The sequence below is a fragment of the Pseudomonas sp. WSY_20 genome (assembly GCF_043104335.1).
Lineage (GTDB): Bacteria > Pseudomonadota > Gammaproteobacteria > Pseudomonadales > Pseudomonadaceae > Aquipseudomonas > Aquipseudomonas parafulva_B.
In genome coordinates, this window is record NZ_JBICKP010000072.1 from 18,095 (window position 1) to 35,821 (window position 17,727).

The 17,727-nt window shown below is 60.8% G+C and carries 16 protein-coding genes; 9 read left to right on the forward strand and 7 right to left on the reverse strand.

What is annotated here, in order from left to right:
- Window position 1 precedes the first annotated feature (1 nt).
- Together trkA and ACF8E5_RS17250 are read left to right on the forward strand one after the other, a co-directional pair.
- Complete coding sequence (gene trkA / locus ACF8E5_RS17245; RefSeq protein ID WP_196185278.1) at window positions 2–1,375, forward strand: Trk system potassium transporter TrkA; 1,374 nt, start codon at window positions 2–4, stop codon at window positions 1,373–1,375.
- A 10-nt stretch (window positions 1,376–1,385) separates the two neighbouring features.
- Window positions 1,386–1,694 carry a tetratricopeptide repeat protein gene (locus ACF8E5_RS17250; protein ID WP_078477758.1) on the forward strand — a complete coding sequence of 103 codons (309 nt, stop codon included), beginning with the start codon at window positions 1,386–1,388 and terminating at the stop codon, window positions 1,692–1,694.
- A 55-nt stretch (window positions 1,695–1,749) separates the two neighbouring features.
- On the opposite strand, the gene ACF8E5_RS17255 is transcribed toward ACF8E5_RS17250, so the two are convergent.
- Window positions 1,750–2,637 (reverse strand): lysophospholipid acyltransferase, encoded by an 888-nt coding sequence (locus tag ACF8E5_RS17255; RefSeq protein ID WP_058638761.1) that lies wholly within the window; start codon window positions 2,635–2,637, stop codon window positions 1,750–1,752.
- Between the two features lie 41 nt (window positions 2,638–2,678).
- A complete protein-coding gene (locus ACF8E5_RS17260) occupies window positions 2,679–3,230 on the reverse strand; it encodes a DNA-3-methyladenine glycosylase I (protein WP_145254144.1) in 552 nt (183 codons plus the stop codon).
- Window positions 3,231–3,313: 83 nt separating this feature from the next.
- On the opposite strand from ACF8E5_RS17260, the gene glyQ reads away from it, so the two are divergent.
- Genes glyQ through ACF8E5_RS17280 form a run of 4 tightly spaced genes read left to right on the forward strand, consistent with a single transcriptional unit; the run spans window position 3,314 to window position 7,673 of the window.
- Window positions 3,314–4,261 carry a glycine--tRNA ligase subunit alpha gene (gene glyQ, locus ACF8E5_RS17265; RefSeq protein WP_023532379.1) on the forward strand — a complete coding sequence of 316 codons (948 nt, stop codon included), beginning with the start codon at window positions 3,314–3,316 and terminating at the stop codon, window positions 4,259–4,261.
- Window positions 4,258–6,312 carry a glycine--tRNA ligase subunit beta gene (gene glyS, locus ACF8E5_RS17270; protein WP_392475582.1) on the forward strand — a complete coding sequence of 685 codons (2,055 nt, stop codon included), beginning with the start codon at window positions 4,258–4,260 and terminating at the stop codon, window positions 6,310–6,312. Before glyQ ends, glyS begins: the two co-directional genes overlap by 4 nt.
- Window positions 6,313–6,315: 3 nt before the next feature.
- Window positions 6,316–6,843, forward strand: a complete 528-nt coding sequence (gene gmhB / locus ACF8E5_RS17275) for a D-glycero-beta-D-manno-heptose 1,7-bisphosphate 7-phosphatase (RefSeq protein WP_058638764.1) — start codon at window positions 6,316–6,318, stop codon at window positions 6,841–6,843.
- Window positions 6,844–6,890: 47 nt separating this feature from the next.
- Window positions 6,891–7,673 carry a 1-acyl-sn-glycerol-3-phosphate acyltransferase gene (locus tag ACF8E5_RS17280; RefSeq protein WP_058638765.1) on the forward strand — a complete coding sequence of 261 codons (783 nt, stop codon included), beginning with the start codon at window positions 6,891–6,893 and terminating at the stop codon, window positions 7,671–7,673.
- A gap of 180 nt (window positions 7,674–7,853) precedes the next feature.
- On the opposite strand, the gene ACF8E5_RS17285 is transcribed toward ACF8E5_RS17280, so the two are convergent.
- A complete protein-coding gene (locus ACF8E5_RS17285; RefSeq protein ID WP_392475583.1) occupies window positions 7,854–9,473 on the reverse strand; it encodes an MFS transporter in 1,620 nt (539 codons plus the stop codon).
- 93 nt (window positions 9,474–9,566) lie between these two features.
- Window positions 9,567–11,213, reverse strand: a complete 1,647-nt coding sequence (locus tag ACF8E5_RS17290) for a GMC family oxidoreductase (protein ID WP_196185276.1) — start codon at window positions 11,211–11,213, stop codon at window positions 9,567–9,569.
- Window positions 11,214–11,382: 169 nt separating this feature from the next.
- Here ACF8E5_RS17290 and ACF8E5_RS17295 point away from each other — a divergent pair, with 169 nt between their 5' ends.
- Window positions 11,383–12,270: a LysR family transcriptional regulator gene (locus ACF8E5_RS17295; RefSeq protein WP_027913298.1), complete on the forward strand. Its 888-nt coding sequence runs from the start codon at window positions 11,383–11,385 to the stop codon at window positions 12,268–12,270.
- Here ACF8E5_RS17295 and ACF8E5_RS17300 read toward each other — a convergent pair.
- Genes ACF8E5_RS17300 through ACF8E5_RS17310 form a run of 3 tightly spaced genes read right to left on the reverse strand, consistent with a single transcriptional unit; the run spans window position 12,259 to window position 15,267 of the window.
- Window positions 12,259–13,077 carry a sulfite exporter TauE/SafE family protein gene (locus tag ACF8E5_RS17300; protein ID WP_392475590.1) on the reverse strand — a complete coding sequence of 273 codons (819 nt, stop codon included), beginning with the start codon at window positions 13,075–13,077 and terminating at the stop codon, window positions 12,259–12,261. The genes ACF8E5_RS17295 and ACF8E5_RS17300 overlap by 12 nt on opposite strands.
- Window positions 13,074–14,345 carry an FAD/NAD(P)-binding oxidoreductase gene (locus ACF8E5_RS17305; protein ID WP_058638767.1) on the reverse strand — a complete coding sequence of 424 codons (1,272 nt, stop codon included), beginning with the start codon at window positions 14,343–14,345 and terminating at the stop codon, window positions 13,074–13,076. Before ACF8E5_RS17305 ends, ACF8E5_RS17300 begins: the two co-directional genes overlap by 4 nt.
- 37 nt (window positions 14,346–14,382) lie before the next feature.
- Entirely contained in the window at window positions 14,383–15,267 is an 885-nt protein-coding gene (locus ACF8E5_RS17310; RefSeq protein WP_196185274.1) for an MBL fold metallo-hydrolase, read from the reverse strand.
- 232 nt (window positions 15,268–15,499) lie between these two features.
- Between ACF8E5_RS17310 and ACF8E5_RS17315 the strand changes: the two genes are divergently transcribed.
- Window positions 15,500–16,798: a sigma-54-dependent Fis family transcriptional regulator gene (locus ACF8E5_RS17315; RefSeq protein WP_196185273.1), complete on the forward strand. Its 1,299-nt coding sequence runs from the start codon at window positions 15,500–15,502 to the stop codon at window positions 16,796–16,798.
- A gap of 175 nt (window positions 16,799–16,973) precedes the next feature.
- Window positions 16,974–17,711: an SDR family oxidoreductase gene (locus ACF8E5_RS17320; protein WP_058638770.1), complete on the forward strand. Its 738-nt coding sequence runs from the start codon at window positions 16,974–16,976 to the stop codon at window positions 17,709–17,711.
- Window positions 17,712–17,727 lie beyond the last annotated feature (16 nt).

Sequence of the window (17,727 nt, forward strand, 5' to 3'; positions counted from 1 at the left end):
GATGAAGATCATCATCCTGGGCGCCGGCCAGGTGGGCGGAACGCTTGCAGAGCACCTGGCCAGCGAGGCCAACGACATCACCGTGGTCGACACCGATGGCGACCGCCTGCGCGACCTGGGTGATCGCCTGGATATCCGCACTGTGCAGGGGCGTGGGTCGCTGCCTACGGTGTTGCGACAGGCAGGCGCCGAGGACGCCGACATGCTGGTTGCCGTGACCAACAGCGACGAGACCAACATGGTCGCGTGCCAGGTGGCCTACTCGCTGTTCCACACACCGACAAAAATCGCCCGGGTGCGCGAGTCGGCCTACCTGACCCGCGAAGAACTGTTCGACAACGACCACATCCCGGTCGATGTGCTGATCAGCCCAGAACAGGTCGTCACCCACTACATCAAGCGCCTGATCGAACAGCCCGGTTCGTTGCAGGTTATCGACTTCGCCCAGGGCAAGGCGCAGTTGGTGGCCGTGAAGGCGTACTACGGCGGCCCGCTGGTCGGCCAGCAGCTGCGCCAGATACGCGCGCACATGCCCCATGTGGAAACCCGGGTGGCGGCGATCTTCCGCCGTGACCGCTCGATCACACCGCGCGGTGACACGGTGATCGAGGCCGATGACGAGGTGTTCTTCATCGCCGCCAAAAAGGATATCCGGGCGGTCATGGGTGAGCTGCGCCGCATCGATGAAACCAACAAGCGTGTCGTCATCGCTGGCGGCGGGCAGATAGGCGAGCGCCTGGCCGAAGCCATCGAAAGCCGCTACCAGGTAAAAATCATCGAGATGAACCCGGCACGCTGCCGCTACCTGTCCGATACGTTGGACAGTACCGTGGTGCTGCAGGGCAGCGCATCGGACAAGGACCTGATGCTGGAAGAAAACATCGCCGACACCGATATCTTCCTGGCTCTGACCAACGATGACGAAGCCAACATCATGTCGTCCCTGCTGGCCAAGCGCCTGGGTGCACGCAAGGTCATGACGATCATCAACAACCCGGCCTATGTAGACCTGGTGCAGGGGGGTGAAATCGACATTGCCATCAGCCCGCAATTGGCCACCATCGGCACTTTGCTGGCGCATGTGCGCCGTGGCGATATCGTGAGCGTGCATTCGCTGCGTCGTGGTGCAGCCGAAGCCATCGAGGCGGTGGCCCACGGTGATGCGAAGTCGAGCAAGGTGGTGGGCAAGACAATCGAGGACATAACCCTGCCCCCAGGCACGACCATCGGTGCCATCATTCGCCACGACAGTGTGCTCATCGCGCACGACACGACAGTCATCGAATCAGGTGACCACGTGATCCTATTCGTTGTGGACAAGAAACACATTCGGGATGTGGAAAAGCTGTTCCACGTCGGCTTGAGTTTCTTCTAGGAGGCGGGACATGCGCCAATCGTTGGAAAACATGCTGGCCAAGGGTGTGGATAACCCATTGCTGCGCTTTGGCTTGGGCAAGGCTTGGCTCGACGAAGGCAATGGCGCGCAGGCTGCAGTGCACCTGGCTCGCTGTGTCGAGCAGGACCCCAAGTACTCGGCAGCCTGGAAGTTGTTAGGCAAGGCCTACCAGTTGCTGGCGGACCTGCCAGCGGCGCGCAAGGCCTGGGAAGACGGCATCGCGTCGGCGCAGGCCCATGGTGACAAGCAGGCCGAGAAAGAGATGACGGTGTTTCTCAAGAAACTCGACAAACGCTGAGCTCGCTAGCGCCGACGCATCGGCTGCCAGACAGCCGCTGCCGACGATGCGCGCCTCAATACCAGCGCGCCTCACCTGCCGGACGCTTCTTGAAGCGCTTCATGCTCCACATGTACTGGCTGGGATACTCGCGCACATACCGCTCGACCACCTTGCTCATCGCGGCCGCCGACTCGTGCACGTCGGTGCTATACATCGCCTCCGGCGCGGCTTCCAGAAACACCTTGAAGCCTGAGCCATCAGGCAGACGCAGGGCATGCAGGAAAACCCCGACTGCCTTGCCGCCAGCCAGCATGTTCGGCACGAACTTGCTGGTCAGCGCCTCAGTGCCCAGGAAGGGAACGAATACACCCGCCGATTCGGCCGGCTCGGGGTCGGCCGGGATGCCGACCTGGCCACCGCGCCGAACTTCCTTGATCACACTGAGGATGCCTTCCTTGGTCGAAGGTGCCACGCGGTTGCCCATCTGCACACGCTGCTCGCGCAGCAGGTCGTCCACCGCCTTGAGCTTGGGTGGGCGGTAGAAAATGATCGGCTTGCATTGGTTGCAATAGAAGTGGTTCAGCACTTCCCAGTTGCCCAAATGACTGGTGATACCCACAACCCCCTTTCCTGACGCCAGGGCCTGCTCCAGCACCTCCAGCCCATGCACCTCCTTGACCAGTTCCAGCGAACGGTGTGGGGGCCAGATCCAGGCGCAGGCGCTTTCGACGAAGGATTTGCCAATATCCCGCAGTGCCTGGCCGACCAGCTGCTCGCGGGCAACCGGGTCCATCTCGGGGAAGCATTTGGCCAGGTTGATGCGCACCACGTTGCGCGAGCCATTGGGTATTTTCCACATCAGCCAGCCGATGCCGGCCCCGACGCGTTGCACCGCACCCCAGGGCAACTTGGCGAACAGTCGCAGCACCCCGACCATCAGGGCGCCCTTGAACTTTTCCACAGGCGAGTTCCTTATTTCAGCAAGACGGGCATTGTAACCCTTCAGTGGGACAAGGCGGCGTAGCGATCACAGTCGGTGGTGTGGTCCATGACCATGCCGGTTGCCTGCATGAAGGCATAGCAGATGGTCGGGCCGACGAAGGTGAAGCCGGCCTTGCGCAACGCCTTGCTCATGGCTTGGGCTTCTTCGGTCACGGCCGGGACTTCGCTGCGCGTGTTGAAATGATTGATCTTCGGGGCGCCGCCGACGAACGACCATAGCCACTCGGCGGGGTTATCCACAGCCAGCCAGGCCTGGGCATTGCGCCTGGCAGCCTTGAGCTTGAGCCGATTGCGGATAATGCCGGCATCCTGCATCAACGCCTCGATGCGCTCGTCGCTCATCACCGCGAGTTTCGCAGGATCGAAGCCCTCCAGCACTTCACGGTAGCGCTCGCGCTTGCGCAGCACGGTGATCCAGGAAAGCCCTGCCTGGAACCCTTCGAGCAAAAGCATCTCGAACAGCAACGCCGGGTCACGCTGGGGCGTTCCCCATTCCTGGTCATGGTAGGCCTGGTACAACGGATCGTCGGTACACCAAAAGCAGCGTGGCATAAGGCTCCAATGAGTAGAGGGCGAGGCGAATCAGGTTATACTCCCGCTCTTTACATCCGCATCCCCAGATACAGGTGAATTTCGTGAGCCAGCCTACGCCAGCCGTGCGTACCTTCCAAGACCTGATCCTCGCCCTGCAGAACTACTGGGCCGAGCAAGGTTGTGTGGTGCTTCAGCCCTACGATATGGAAGTAGGCGCCGGCACTTTCCACACCGCTACCTTCCTGCGCGCAGTGGGTCCAGAAACCTGGAACGCCGCCTACGTGCAGCCAAGCCGTCGCCCTGCCGACGGGCGGTATGGCGAAAACCCCAACCGCCTGCAGCATTACTATCAATTCCAGGTGGTGCTCAAGCCCAACCCGGCCAACTTCCAGGAGCTGTACCTCGGCTCGCTGAAGGCCATCGGTCTGGACCCGTTGGTGCACGACATTCGCTTCGTCGAAGACAACTGGGAATCGCCAACCCTCGGCGCTTGGGGCCTGGGCTGGGAAATCTGGCTCAATGGCATGGAGGTGACCCAGTTCACCTACTTCCAGCAGGTCGGTGGTATCGAATGCTACCCGGTGACCGGTGAAATCACCTATGGCCTGGAGCGCCTGGCTATGTATATCCAGGGCGTGGACTCGGTCTACGACCTAGTATGGGCCGATGGTCCGTTCGGCAAGGTCAGCTACGGCGACGTGTTCCACCAGAACGAAGTGGAGCAGTCGACCTACAACTTCGAGCACGCCAACGTCGAGAAATTGTTCGAGCTGTTCGACTTCTACGAAAGCGAAGCCAACCGCCTGATCAAGCTGGAGCTGCCGTTGCCGACCTATGAAATGGTCCTCAAGGCATCCCATACGTTCAACCTGCTCGATGCCCGTCGCGCCATCTCGGTGACCGAGCGCCAGCGTTACATCCTGCGGGTGCGAACCCTGGCCCGCGACGTGGCGCAAAGCTACCTGCAGGCCCGTGCGCGCATGGGCTTCCCGATGGCGACCCCCGAACTGCGTGACGAAGTGTTGGCTAAGCTGGAGGCTGCACAATGAGTGCTCAAGATTTCCTGGTAGAACTGGGCACCGAAGAGCTGCCACCCAAGGCCCTTGCGACCCTGGGCGACGCGTTCCTGGCCGGTATCGAAAAAGGCCTGCAAGCTGCTGGCCTGAACTACACCGGCAAATCGGTCTACGCCGCGCCGCGTCGCCTGGCGGTGCTGATCCGTCAACTCGATGTGCAGCAGCCTGACCGCAGCATCAACATCGATGGCCCGCCCCTGCAAGCGGCCTTCAACGCAGAAGGCGAGCCGACCCAGGCTGCACTGGGCTTTGCCAAGAAGTGCGGTGTGGAGCTGGCCGACATCGACCGTAGCGGCCCCAAGCTGCGCTTCTCCCAGCACATCCCCGGCAAGGCGACCGCAGGCCTGCTGCCGACTATCGTCGAAGACTCGCTCAACGACCTGCCTATTCCCAAGCGCATGCGCTGGGCGGCAAGCCGTGAAGAGTTCGTGCGTCCGACCCAATGGCTGGTGATGCTGCTGGGCGATCAGGTGGTCGACTGCACCCTGTTGTCCCAGAAAGCCGGCCGCCAATCGCGCGGGCACCGCTTCCACCATCCGGAAAACGTCACCATCAGCGCCCCGGCCAACTATGTCGAAGACATGCGCAAGGCCTACGTGCTGGCCGATTTCAGTGAGCGTCGCGACCTGATCGCCAAACGCACCGCCGAGCTGGCCATGCAGCAGGAAGGCACCGCTATCGTGCCGCCCGCGTTGCTGGACGAGGTGACCGCGCTGGTCGAGTGGCCGGTACCGCTGGTGTGCTCGTTCGAAGAGCGTTTCCTGGAGGTGCCGCAAGAAGCCTTGATCACCACCATGCAGGACAACCAGAAGTACTTCTGCCTGCTCGACAGCGAAGGCAAGCTGCTGCCGCGCTTCATCACCGTGGCCAACGTCGAGAGCCGCGACCCCAAGCAGATCGTGCAGGGTAATGAAAAGGTCGTGCGTCCGCGCCTGACCGACGCCGAGTTCTTCTTCAAGCAGGACAAGAAGCAACCGCTGGAAATCTTCAACGAGCGCTTGAAGAATGTGGTATTCCAGGCCCAGCTGGGTACGGTCTATGACAAGGCCGAGCGAGTATCGAAACTGGCAGCGTTCATTGCGCCCTTGATTGGCGGCGATGCTCAACGGGCCGCGCGTGCCGGCTTGCTGTCCAAGTGCGACCTGGCCACGGAAATGGTCGGTGAGTTCCCAGAGATGCAGGGCGTAGCCGGCTACTACTACGCGCTCAACGACGATGAACCGCAGGATGTGGCGCTGGCGCTGAACGAGCAGTACATGCCACGCGGTGCTGGTGCAGAACTGCCTCAGACCTTGACCGGTGCTGCCGTCGCCATCGCCGACAAGCTCGATACCCTGGTGGGTATCTTCGGCATCGGCATGCTGCCAACCGGCAGCAAGGACCCGTACGCCCTGCGCCGCGCCGCACTGGGCGTGCTGCGTATCCTGATCGAGAAGCAGCTGGACCTGGACCTGACCGGTGCCGTGCAGTTCGCGGTCAAGCAATACGGGGCCAAGGTCAAGGCTGCCGGGCTGGCTGACCAGGTGCTGGAGTTCATCTTCGACAGGCTGCGTGCTCGATACGAAGACGAAGGCATCGACGTCGCCACCTACCTTTCGGTTCGCGCGCTTCAGCCGGGTTCTGCACTGGACTTCGATCAGCGCGTTCAGGCTGTCCAGGCCTTCCGCAAGCTGCCCGAAGCCGAGGCACTGGCCGCCGTCAACAAGCGCGTGTCGAACCTGTTGAGCAAGGCAGAAGGCGCCATCGCCGAACAGGTCGAGCCCAAGTACTTCGACAACGCCAACGAGTTCTCGCTGTACTCGGCCATCCAGCAAGCCGATCAGGCTGTGCAACCGATGGCTGCTGCACGCCAGTACAGCGAGTCGCTGGCGCGCCTTGCCGCACTGCGTGATCCGGTCGATGCCTTCTTCGAGGCCGTGATGGTCAATGCCGAGGACGCCAAGGTACGTGCCAACCGATATGCCCTGCTCAGCCGTCTGCGTGGGCTGTTCCTGGGCGTGGCCGACATTTCGCTGCTGGGGTAAGCCTTGAAACTGCTGATTCTCGATCGTGACGGGGTCATCAACCAGGACTCCGACGCCTATATCAAGTCGCTGGATGAATGGGTGCCCATCCCTGGCGCCATCGAGGCGATCGCGCAGTTGAGCAAAGCGGGCTGGACGGTGGCCGTGGCCACCAACCAGTCCGGTATCGCCCGTGGTTATTACCCAATCGCGACGCTCGAGGCCATGCATGCGCGCTTGCGCATGCTGGTGGCCGAGCAGGGCGGTGAGGTGGGGCATATCGTGTATTGCCCGCATGGCCCCGATGAAGGCTGCGACTGCCGCAAGCCCAAGCCGGGCCTGTTGCAGGCCATCGCCGAGCATTACCAGGCAAACCTTGAGGGCGTCTGGTTCGTGGGCGATAGCCAAAGTGACCTACAGGCTGCGCTGGCCGTCGATGCACAACCTGTTCTGGTAAAGACAGGCAAAGGCGAACGCACCCTTGAGAAGGGCGTTCCGGCCTCAACCCTGATCTACGACGATCTGGCTGCCATCGCCAGAGCACTTATCTAAACGGTGCGCCTTTGGGCGCACTTTTCTAAAAGCGGGCAAGTCCCGCAATGGTACGAACCACTATGTCGATCCTGCAGGCGATCAGAGTCTTTCTTTTTTACCTGCTGCTGGGTACCAGTTCGCTGCTCTGGTGCTCGCTGAGCTTCTTCGTTGCGCCATTTCTGTCGTTCCCCAAGCGCTACAGATTCATCAATGTGTACTGGTGCCGCTGCGCTATTTTCCTGGCACGCGTCATCGTAGGCATCGATTACAAGATTACCGGCGCTGAAAACGTGCCAGCCGAGCCTTGCGTGATCTTGTCGAATCACCAGAGCACCTGGGAGACGTTTTTCCTGTCCCAGTATTTCTCGCCGCTCAGCCAAGTGCTCAAGCGTGAACTGCTGTATGTGCCTTTCTTTGGCTGGGCCATGGCCATGCTGCGCCCCATTGCCATCGACCGCGACAACCCCAAGGAAGCCTTGCGCCAGGTGGCCAAGAAGGGCGATGAACTGCTCAAGCAGAAAACCTGGGTCCTGATTTTCCCGGAGGGCACACGCGTACCTTTTGGCACGGTGGGCAAGTTCTCTCGAGGCGGAACGGCGCTGGCGGTAAACGCTGGGCTACCGGTATTACCCATTGCCCACAATGCCGGCAAGTATTGGCCGAAGAATGGCTGGGGCAAGCACGCTGGCACCATCGAAGTGGTGATCGGCGAACCCATGTACGCCAACGGCACAGGCCCTCGCGCCATCGCCGAACTCAATGACCGCGCCCAAGCCTGGAACGAAGCCACCCAACGGGGCCTGGGCTCTCTTGCGCAGGTCGAAGAAAGCACGCAGGCCCAGGCCTGAGCCGCTTGTGGATAACGTGTGAGCAAATTATGGATTAGCTGTTGCGAAAATTAGCTAAGCCTATGAATTTGCTGCATATTTGTTCTTTATTGATTTTTTGGAAAAACGTGCATAAGTTTTTTCACGGCATAAAAAAACCGGCTTTTAGAGCCGGTTTTTTTATGGCTGCGGTTTAGCGAATCACACCTTGTCGATGTCCACATCCTTGGTCTCTTTGAGACAGAAGATGCCCACTACCAGGCTGATGCCTGTGACCAGTACCGGATACCACAACCCGTAGAAAATATCCCCGGTGTAGACCACCAAGGCGAACGATACCGTGGGCAGGAAACCGCCGAACCAGCCATTGCCGATGTGATAGGGCAAGGACATGGAGGTGTACCGGATACGCGTAGGGAACAGCTCGACCATCACGGCAGCCAGCGGTCCATAGGTCATGGTGGCGATCAGGATCATGGCCACAATCAACACCACCACCATCACGCTGTTGACTTGGGCCGGATCAGCCTTGGCGGGGTACCCTGCCTGCTCGACCGCCGCACGCATGGCCGCTTCGTCATAGCCATTGATGGTTTTGTCGCCGATGCTCACGACCACGTCGCTGCCATCTACGCTTACCGAGTTGTAGGGTAAACCCTGCTTGACCAGGAAGGTCTTTACCTTGTCGCAAGGGCTATCGAAGCGGGCTTTGCCCACAGGGTCGAACTGGAAGGTGCAACCTTTCGGGTCAGCGGTGACGACGATGGGTGCCTGGCGGCTGGCGGTGTTGATCTGCGGGTTGGCGTAGAAGCTAAGGGCCTTGAACAAGGGGAAGTAGAGCACCGTGGCCAACAGCAGGCCCAGCATCAATATCGGTTTGCGCCCAATCCGATCGGACAGCCATCCAAAGAACACGAAAAACGGCGCCCCGATCACCACGCTGATGATCAGCAGGGTGTTGGCCTGGGCCGGGTCCATCTTCAACATCTGGGTCATGAAAAACAGCACGTAGAACTGTGCCGTATAGAAGGTGACAGCCTGACCCGCATTGATACTGAACAGCGCCGTGAGCACGACCTTCAGGTTTGGCCAGGACGTAAACGACTCACGGATTGGCGATTTGCTGATCTTGCCCTGTGCCTTCATTTTCACGAAGGCCGGGGACTCGTGCATGCTCATCCGGATCCAGGTCGAGATCCCCAACAGCACGATGGACAGCAGAAACGGCAGCCGCCAGCCCCAGGTTTCGAACTGATCGCCACTCACGTAACGGCTGCCCAGTACCACCAGCAATGACAGCAACAGACCCAAGGTGGCGGTGGACTGAATGAACCCAGTATGGAACCCCCGCTTGCCAGGTGGTGCATGTTCGGCCACGTAGGTGGCTGCACCGCCGTACTCACCGCCCAGCGCCAGGCCTTGCAGCATGCGCAGCACGACCAGGATGATCGGCGCTGCGATGCCGATGCTGGCATAGGTGGGCAAAAGGCCAACGGCGAACGTGGACAGTCCCATCAGTACGATGGTGATGAGAAAGGTGTACTTGCGCCCGATCATGTCCCCCAGGCGGCCGAACACCAGCGCGCCAAACGGTCGCACCAGAAAGCCCGCGGCAAACGCCATCAGTGCAAAGATGAACGCGGTGGTGTCGTTGACGCCCGCGAAAAACTGCTTGCTGATCACGGCAGCCAGGGCGCCGTAGAGGAAAAAGTCGTACCACTCGAAAACCGTACCGAGCGATGACGCGAAGATGATCTTGCGTTCTTCACGACGACTGGGGCGGCTGGCGGCCGCATCCTGCTCTTGGATGTAATCCGACATCGTTGCTGTCCTCGGCCCGCAGGCCACAGTGATTATTCTTGTTGTTCCACTGCCGACAGCGTCCGACTACGCGCTGTCGTATTGCACACCCGGTCAGGGTGTTGGTACTGCATCCTGGTTGAGGAAGGTCGTAGTGGCTGCTCCTTTCAAAATAAGCTGCGCCGCCTTCTCGGCGATCATCAGGGTAGGTGAACAGGTATTGCCCGACGTGATCTGGGGCATGATCGATGCGTCTGCCACGCGAAGGCCTGGGATGCCATGAACACGAAGCTGGTCATCGACCACATCCATAGGGCCATTGCCCATGCGGCAGGTCCCTACGGGATGGAAGATCGTCGTGCCTATCTTGCCCGCCGCTTCGTGCAGCTGTTCTTCGGTCTGCAGGGCAGGCCCTGGCAGATATTCCTTGGGCGCAAAGGCGGCAAGGGCAGGGGCCTGCACAATGCGCCGGGTGAGACGAATGGCGTCGGCGGCGACGCGCAGGTCCTGGGGGTCGCTGAGGTAATTGGGGTCGATCAAGGGCGCGCTGTGCATGTCTGCACTGCGAATATCGATACGTCCACGGCTCAGTGGCCGCAAATTGCACACCGAAGCCGTGAAGGCTGGAAACTGATGCAACGGCTCGCCAAAACGCTCCAGTGACAGAGGCTGCACGTGGTACTGCAAGTTCGCAGTGGCCTGGTCGGGGCTTGAACGCACGAATGCGCCCAGCTGGCTCGGGGCCATGGCCAGCGGACCGCTGCGATCGTACAGGTAGCGCAGGCCCATGCCCATCTTCCCCCACAGGCTATTGGCCATCTGGTTGAGGGTACGTGCGTTGCCGATCTGGTAGATCAGCCGTAGTTGCAAGTGATCCTGCAGGTTGCTACCCACACCCGGTACGGCATGGCGCACCCCGATACCCAAGCCCTCCAGCAACTGCTGTGGACCAATGCCCGAGCGTTGCAGGATGCCGGGCGAGCCTACTGCACCTGCACACAGCACAATCTCTCGTCGCGCCGAGAACTCGTGCCAGCTGCCCTGCCAATAGGCTTTAACTGCGCGAGCACGCGTGTTGCTGAGCAGCACCTGGTCCACCTGCACATCGGTCAGGACACTCAGGTTAGGGCGGTGTTTGATGGGGCGCAAAAAGGCTTTGGATGCGTTCCAGCGAACACCGCTGCGCTGGTTGACCTGAAAATATCCACAGCCTTCGTTGTCACCAGTATTGAAGTCATCGACCTTGGTAACACCCGTCTGCTCGGCTGCATCGCGGAAAGCGTCGAGGATCGGCCAGCTGTAGCGTTGGCGCTCTACACGCCATTCACCGTTGCCACCATGGTGTTCGCTGGCACCGCCATGGTGGCTTTCGCTTTGCTTGAACAGCGGCAACACGTCTTTCCAGGCCCAGCCCCGGTTGCCTAGGCTAGCCCAGTGATCGTAGTCAGCTGCCTGGCCACGCATGTAAATCATGCCATTGATCGAAGAGCACCCGCCCAGGACCTTGCCACGGGGATAACCCAGCGATCGACCTTGCAGCCCAGGCTGGGCCTCGGTCTTGAAGCACCAGTCCGTGCGCGGGTTACCGATGCAGTACAGGTAGCCCACTGGCACGTGAATCCAAGGGTAGTTATCCCGCCCACCGGCTTCGAGCAGCAGCACCCGGCATGACGGGTCGGCAGACAACCGGTTTGCCAGCAAGCAGCCAGCGGGGCCGGCACCCACGATCACATAATCGTAGGCAGAATCAACTGATGACATAGCGGACCTCAGGGCCTGTTTTTGTTCTTGTCCCCAACCAGCTTAGTGAGTAATTTCGCGGAAGAAACACGCGATTTCGCGCACCCGTTGTGCGTTTAAGCACAGCGATACCTCGTGGAGCGTCGGCACCTAACACCTGGGTGTTCGATACAGATATGCAAGGACCAGCATGTTCGATTGGAATGATTTGCGGTTTTTCCTGGAGCTGCAACGCAGCGGGCGCTTGTTGACGGCCGCCAAGCGTCTGGAGACGACCCACAGCACCGTTGCGCGTCACATCGAGCGTATCGAGCAGAGCCTGGGCACTGCGTTGTTCGTTCAGCATGCGCAGGGGTATGAGCTGACGCCGTCTGGTCAGGCACTGCTCAAACATGCCGAAGCCATGGAGAACACCGCCTTGCTGGCGCAGGAGGAAATCACCCAGGCCATCACGCCGCTGGGCAAGATCCGCCTCGGCGTCACGGAGGGGATCGGCATCATGTTCTTCACGCCACGGATGAATGAGCTGTTCGAGCGCTACCCTGGCCTGGAAGTGGAGTTGGTTGCGGTGCCGCGTTTCGTCAGCATCCTCAACCGTGAAGCGGAAATCAGCATTCACCTGGAAAGGCCAAGTGCAGACTTGCTGATCACCCGCAAGCTGACCGACTACCGGCTGGCCCTCTATGCCAGCGCAGCGTACCTGGAGCGCGCCGCGCCATTGCGCAACCGCGAAGACCTGGCGCGCCACAGTTGGATCGGCTACGTGGACGACTTGCTGTTCAGTCAGGAGCTGCTGTTTCTCAACAGCTTCTGCCGATCGCCGAACGTGGTATTTCGCAGTACCAGCGTGATTGCCCAGCAAGCGGCGGCGCGTGCTGGGCTGGGTATCGCCGTGCTACCCAACTACATGGCGCGGCACGACCCAACGCTGGTTAGGGTGCTGCCGGGGGAAACCATCCAGCGCAGTTATTGGATCTGCACCCGGCGCGAACTGCATAAATCCGTGCGCCTGCGCGTGGTATGGGATTACCTGCTGAACCTGTGTGCCGCCGAGCAGGATGCGCTGCTAGCCCCCTAGCGCTCTGCTGATCAACAACGCCGCTGCGGCCCAGCCTGCGATGGCGAACAGTTGTTGCAGGCGGGGGCCCTCCAGCCTTGCCGCCAGTGGCCGGGCTACCAGCAGGCCCAGTACCGCACCTAGCGCAAATGGCGCACCCACCTGCCAGCGCATGCTCCCTGCAAGGGTGGCGGTAGCGACACTGCCCAAGGCGACCAGCGCGATGACTGCCAGGGAGGTAGAGACGATGCTGACCATACGCAAGTTGGTGTAGCGCCGCAGGGCAGGGACGATGACAAAGCCGCCGCCCACCCCCAGCAGGCCTGACAGCAACCCCGACAGCGCCCCGGTGCCGGCAAGCGCCCGAGCGCACGGAAGCGTCCAGCGTAACCGGCCCTGCAGAGGGTTGAGTACACAGGGCTCGATGAAGCGATGTGCACCTGAGTCTGCGCCATTCAATTGCTGACGGGCCTTCAACCAGGTGCGCATGCACGCGTAGATCAGGATGCCAGCAAATATCAGTTGCAGCGGTGCGTTGGGCAAGCGGTGCGCGAGCATCAGCCCCAGGGGCGTGAACACGATGCCCACTGCTGCGATGAACAGGGCCGCACGGTAGCGCACCACGCCCTGGCGCAAGCCCAAGCCGGCACCCACCGCGGCCGACAGCCCCACAGCCAGCAAACCGATCGGGGCGGCCTGCGCCATCGAAAGTCCCAGGCCGAACACCAGCAACGGAACCGCAAGGATGCCGCCACCGGCACCGGTCAGTGCCAAGACCGCGCCGATGATCGTGCCTAGGCCTGTACTGAGCCACGCCTGATCGATCACTGGGCTGCCTCGGTCGTGCTTGCTACCGGCTTGGCCAGCCATTCACGGCCCTTGAGCATGCCTTGCCAGTACAAGGGTGGTAGCAGGCGAGCTTTGAGCAGCCAGGCCAGCCGTGTGGGTTTGCGGCCGTCAAGGAGCCATTGGGGAAAGCTCGGCTTGAGCGCGCCACCATAGCCAAACTCGGCCAGCACGATCTTGCCGCGCTCGACCGTCAGTGGGCAGGACCCGTAGCCATCATAGTGCGCCAGGCCCGTGCGTCGGCCCAGGGCCACCAATACATTGTTGGCCACCACCGGCGCTTGCTTGCGTGCAGCGGCTGCCGTCTTCGCGTTGCTGGCATTGATCACGTCCCCAAGGGCGTGCACATGGGCGAATGTACGATGGCGCAGGGTCGCGGGATCCACATCCACCCAGCCAGCGCCATCGGCGAGGCAGCTGTGACGAATGAAGTCGGGGGCGACCTGCGGCGGTACCACATGCAGCATGTCGAACGGCTCGGTGCGAAGGTGCTGAGTGCCATCCGCAAACGTATGGGCGAACACAGCCTGCTGCTTCGGTCCATCCACCGCGATCAGACGATGGCCGAAGTTGAGGTCTACCGAGTACTTGTCGATATACGCCATCAAGGCAGGCACATAGGCCGGCACCCCGAACAAGGCATTGCCGGCATTGAAAAAGCTGGCTCGCACAGTGCCCAGTCGGCCCTGGCGCAGCCAGTGGTCGCACGAAAGGTACAGCGCTTTTTGCGGTGCGCCAGCGCATTTGATGGGCATGGGCGGCTGGCAGAACACGGCGCGGCCTTGCCTGAGGCCTTGCACCAACTCCCAGGTATAGGGCGCCAGGTCATAGCGGTAATTGGACGTGACGCCATGCTCGCCCAGGGTATCGGCCAGCCCATCGATGGCCGTCCAATCCAGCTTCAATCCGGGGCAGACCACCAGCTGTTCATAGGTGAAAGCCCTGCCATCTGCCAGCAGGACCTTGCGACAATGTGCATCGAACCCTTGCACCTGTGACTTGATCCAGCGCACCGCGCGAGGGATGACGGACGACATCGGCCGAGCCGTGCTCGGGGCATCGAAGACCCCAGCACCGACCATGGTCCAGCCGGGTTGGTAGTAATGGACCTCGGCGGGGTCTATCAGGGCAATGTCCAGCGAGCGGTCGCGCTTGAGGAGGCTGGACGCCGTCGCAATGCCAGCAGCACCGGCGCCTATGATGATGATCTGGTGATGAAAGGCTGGGACGGAAGAGGGCACGGCGGGCATGGTTGATCCTGACTGTCTGGTTATGGGATGTGCCTGACTACAGCGAATTGAGGGGAATCTTCAGGTAGCGCACCCCATTGGCTTCAGGCGCTGGGAACTGGCCGCTGCGCATGTTCACCTGGACGGCGGGCAGGATCAGGACAGGCATGTCCAGCGTTCGATCACGCGCTTGGCGCATGGCAACGAAGCTGTCTTCGTCGATACCCTGGTGGATGTGAATGTTCTGAGTGCGCTGCTCGGCCACGGTGGTCATGTACCGCAGCTCGCGCCCTTCGGGCAGGTAGTCGTGGCACATGAACAGCCGGGTGCCATCTCCAAGGGCCAGGAGGCGGTGGATCGACCGATACAGGGTCCGAGCATCGGCGCCAGGGAAGTCGCATCGCGCAGTACCGTAGTCCGGCATGAACAGCGTGTCGCCGACGAAGACTGCCGACTCGCCTTCATGCTCGATGAAGTAGCTCATGCAGGCAGGCGTATGCCCAGGGGTATGCAGGGCTTGAGCCTGCAGATTGCCTATCTGGAAAATGTCTCCATCGTCGAACAGGACGTCGAACTGGCTGCCATCACGGGCGAAGCCAGGTTCAGCGTTGAACAAACTGCCGAAGACTTTCTGGACCTGGGTGATGCAAGCGCCGATTGCAATGCGGCCTCCCAGCTTGTCTTTGAGGTAGGCAGCAGCGGACAGGTGATCTGCATGCACATGGGTTTCCAATATCCACTGCACCTGGGCGCCAAGCGCTTTCACGCGTTCGATCAGGCAATCTGCAGAGGCTGTGGTCACGCGCCCAGCCTTCGGGTCGTAATCCAGAACGCTGTCGATCAAGGCGCAAGCACGCGTTTCGCCATCCATGACCAGGTAGCTGATGGTTGAGGTGGCGCTGTCGAAGAACGCTTCCACGTGAAGGTTATTGCCAATGATCATTCAAGTCTCCCATTCGGCTCCCCCTCGTTGGCTGCATTTTTCCAGAGGGCGCCATACCTATCCCCATCAAGATGCATGCCACCTCACTGATGCTCGCCTGGAGCCCAGAATTGGCGGAGTGACAGGCAAATGGCAGCTTCGTTGGCAGTGAACAGTGGCAGTCAGGTGTCAGTCGATGGCAGCAGCTGGCAGTCCTTGCTACCCTCGAACTCGTTATCCGACTGGTGCCGTCATGTCCGAACCTCACCCTTCCGTGCTTGCCTTGGTGTCTTTCCTGGAGCACGACGTACTGCCCGCCATCGTGCTGGACACCGACTACAACATTCTGGCCGCCAACGCCGCTTATCGACGTCAGTTCGGCCAGGACCAGCAGGCGCCGCTTGGGCAGAAATGTCACAAGGTCTCACACCATTACCACGTTCCCTGCGACCAGGCCGGCGAGGACTGCCCGATGCGCAAGGCCTGGTCCAGCAAGGTGCCCGAGCGTGTGCTGCATGTGCATCACACCCCACGCGGGCCGGAACATGTGGATGTCGAACTTCGGCCGATCCTGGATGAGCAGGGCAGGGTGATTGCTTTCGTCGAACGGCTCACCCGTATCGTCATCGCATCTGCCCAGCCTCAGGAACAGGGCCTAGTGGGCCAGGCACCTGCATTCAAGGCGGCATTGGCCAGCTTGCAACGCGCGGCGCCGGCTGACATCCCTGTCTTGCTCCAGGGTGAGTCCGGCACCGGCAAGGAACTGTTCGCGCGCGCATTGCACATGGGCAGCCCCAGAGCCGATGGGCCCTTGGTCGTGGTCGATTGCACCAGCCTGACGGAGGCGCTTTTCGAAAGCGAACTGTTCGGTTATGAGAAGGGCGCATTCACCGGTGCGCACCAGCGCAAGACCGGCCTGGCGGAAGCTGCCCATGGCGGTACGCTGTTCCTGGACGAGATAGGTGAGGTGCCCTTGGCCATGCAGGTCAAGCTGTTGCGCTTGATCGAAACCGGCAGCTTCCGGCCTGTAGGTAGCCTGCGCACCGTGCATTCGGACTTCAGACTGGTGTCGGCAACCCATAAACCCTTGAGGCAGATGGTGGCCGACGGCACATTCAGGGAGGACCTGTACTATCGGATCAGTGGTTTTCCCATCCGCATGCCTGCACTGCGCGAGCGTAGCGAGGATTTGCCTCTGCTGATCCAAAGCCTGCTGAAAAGAATCGCAGGGCCCAGCGCGCCCACGCTCGGTGATGCAGCACTCGATCAACTGATGATGTATCCGTTTCCGGGGAACATCCGCGAGCTACGCAACATCCTGGAGCGGGCACGTCTGTTTGCCGATGAAGGCGTCATTGAGCCGGAACACTTGCCCGAAGACGTGGTGTCGCTCCCTGCCGAAGTGCGCGCCAACGCAAGTCGCCCGGCAGATCTCATACAGGTGCTCAGTCATTTCAAGGGGTCGCGCAGTGAGCTGGCCAAGTACTTGGGGATCAGCGAACGTACGTTGTATCGGCGCTTGAAAGCGGCGGGCATTGCCGACGTACATTGACGCCCTGCACGCAAGCCGAACCCGGGGCATTGCTCGCCCTCGTCGCACGTCGCTCTTGCAGAATCATGCAAGCGATTGGCAGAAATCGCATAACCCGTATTACCTCATGCCTCCTAATCTTGGGTTCACCCGCTGCCATCAAGGTGGCTTTTCCAAGCTGAAGCAGGAGCGACATATGGACGGTATTCAAGGCAAAGTCGTCGTCATCACCGGGGCCAGCAGCGGTATCGGTGAAGCAACAGCCCGCTTGCTCGCAGGCAAAGGCGCCAGCGTAGTGCTGGGTGCCCGTCGCATTGATCGCCTACATGCGGTCGCCAACGAGCTTCGCTTGGCGGGAGGTACAGCCGATGTACAGGCGCTGGATGTCACGCGCTTGGACAGCATGCAGTCCTTCGTTGATTTCGCCATGTCGCTGCACGGTCGCATTGACGTCCTCATCAATAACGCTGGGGTCATGCCGCTTTCAAAACTCGAAGCACTCAAGGTCCAAGAGTGGGACCGGATGATTGACGTGAACATTCGAGGCGTGCTGCATGGCATCGCCGCGGCGCTTCCAGTAATGCAGCGACAGCGTGCAGGGCAGATCATCAATATCGCATCCATTGGCGCCTATACGGTTAGCCCAACCGCTGCGGTGTACTGCGCCACCAAATATGCAGTACGTGCGATTTCTGAAGGTCTGCGTCAGGAAGTAGGGGGCGACATTCGGGTGACGCTGATCGCGCCAGGCGTCACCGAGTCGGAGCTGGCCGATAGCATTTCAGATGCAGGCGGCCGAGCGGAGATGCAGGCGTTTCGCAAGGTCGCAATACCTGCTTCAGCCATCGCTCAAGCGATAGCGTATGCGGTTGCGCAACCGGCAGAGGTGGATGTCAGTGAACTGATCGTGCGACCCACGGCAAGTCCGTTCTGAGCTTTACCCTTGAGCC

Excerpts from the sequence above, each read along its gene's own strand:
- ACF8E5_RS17250 (WP_078477758.1), top strand. The coding sequence starts at position 1,386 with ATGCGCCAATCGTTGGAAAACATGCTGGCCAAGGGTGTGGATAACCCA.
- ACF8E5_RS17310 (WP_196185274.1), bottom strand. The coding sequence starts at position 15,267 with ATGATCATTGGCAATAACCTTCACGTGGAAGCGTTCTTCGACAGCGCC.
- ACF8E5_RS17320 (WP_058638770.1), top strand. The coding sequence starts at position 16,974 with ATGGACGGTATTCAAGGCAAAGTCGTCGTCATCACCGGGGCCAGCAGC.
- ACF8E5_RS17295 (WP_027913298.1), top strand. The coding sequence starts at position 11,383 with ATGTTCGATTGGAATGATTTGCGGTTTTTCCTGGAGCTGCAACGCAGC.
- glyS (WP_392475582.1), top strand. The coding sequence starts at position 4,258 with ATGAGTGCTCAAGATTTCCTGGTAGAACTGGGCACCGAAGAGCTGCCA.
- ACF8E5_RS17305 (WP_058638767.1), bottom strand. The coding sequence starts at position 14,345 with ATGCCCGCCGTGCCCTCTTCCGTCCCAGCCTTTCATCACCAGATCATC.
- ACF8E5_RS17315 (WP_196185273.1), top strand. The coding sequence starts at position 15,500 with ATGTCCGAACCTCACCCTTCCGTGCTTGCCTTGGTGTCTTTCCTGGAG.
- ACF8E5_RS17290 (WP_196185276.1), bottom strand. The coding sequence starts at position 11,213 with ATGTCATCAGTTGATTCTGCCTACGATTATGTGATCGTGGGTGCCGGC.
- ACF8E5_RS17260 (WP_145254144.1), bottom strand. The coding sequence starts at position 3,230 with ATGCCACGCTGCTTTTGGTGTACCGACGATCCGTTGTACCAGGCCTAC.
- ACF8E5_RS17280 (WP_058638765.1), top strand. The coding sequence starts at position 6,891 with ATGGTACGAACCACTATGTCGATCCTGCAGGCGATCAGAGTCTTTCTT.
- ACF8E5_RS17285 (WP_392475583.1), bottom strand. The coding sequence starts at position 9,473 with ATGTCGGATTACATCCAAGAGCAGGATGCGGCCGCCAGCCGCCCCAGT.
- trkA (WP_196185278.1), top strand. The coding sequence starts at position 2 with ATGAAGATCATCATCCTGGGCGCCGGCCAGGTGGGCGGAACGCTTGCA.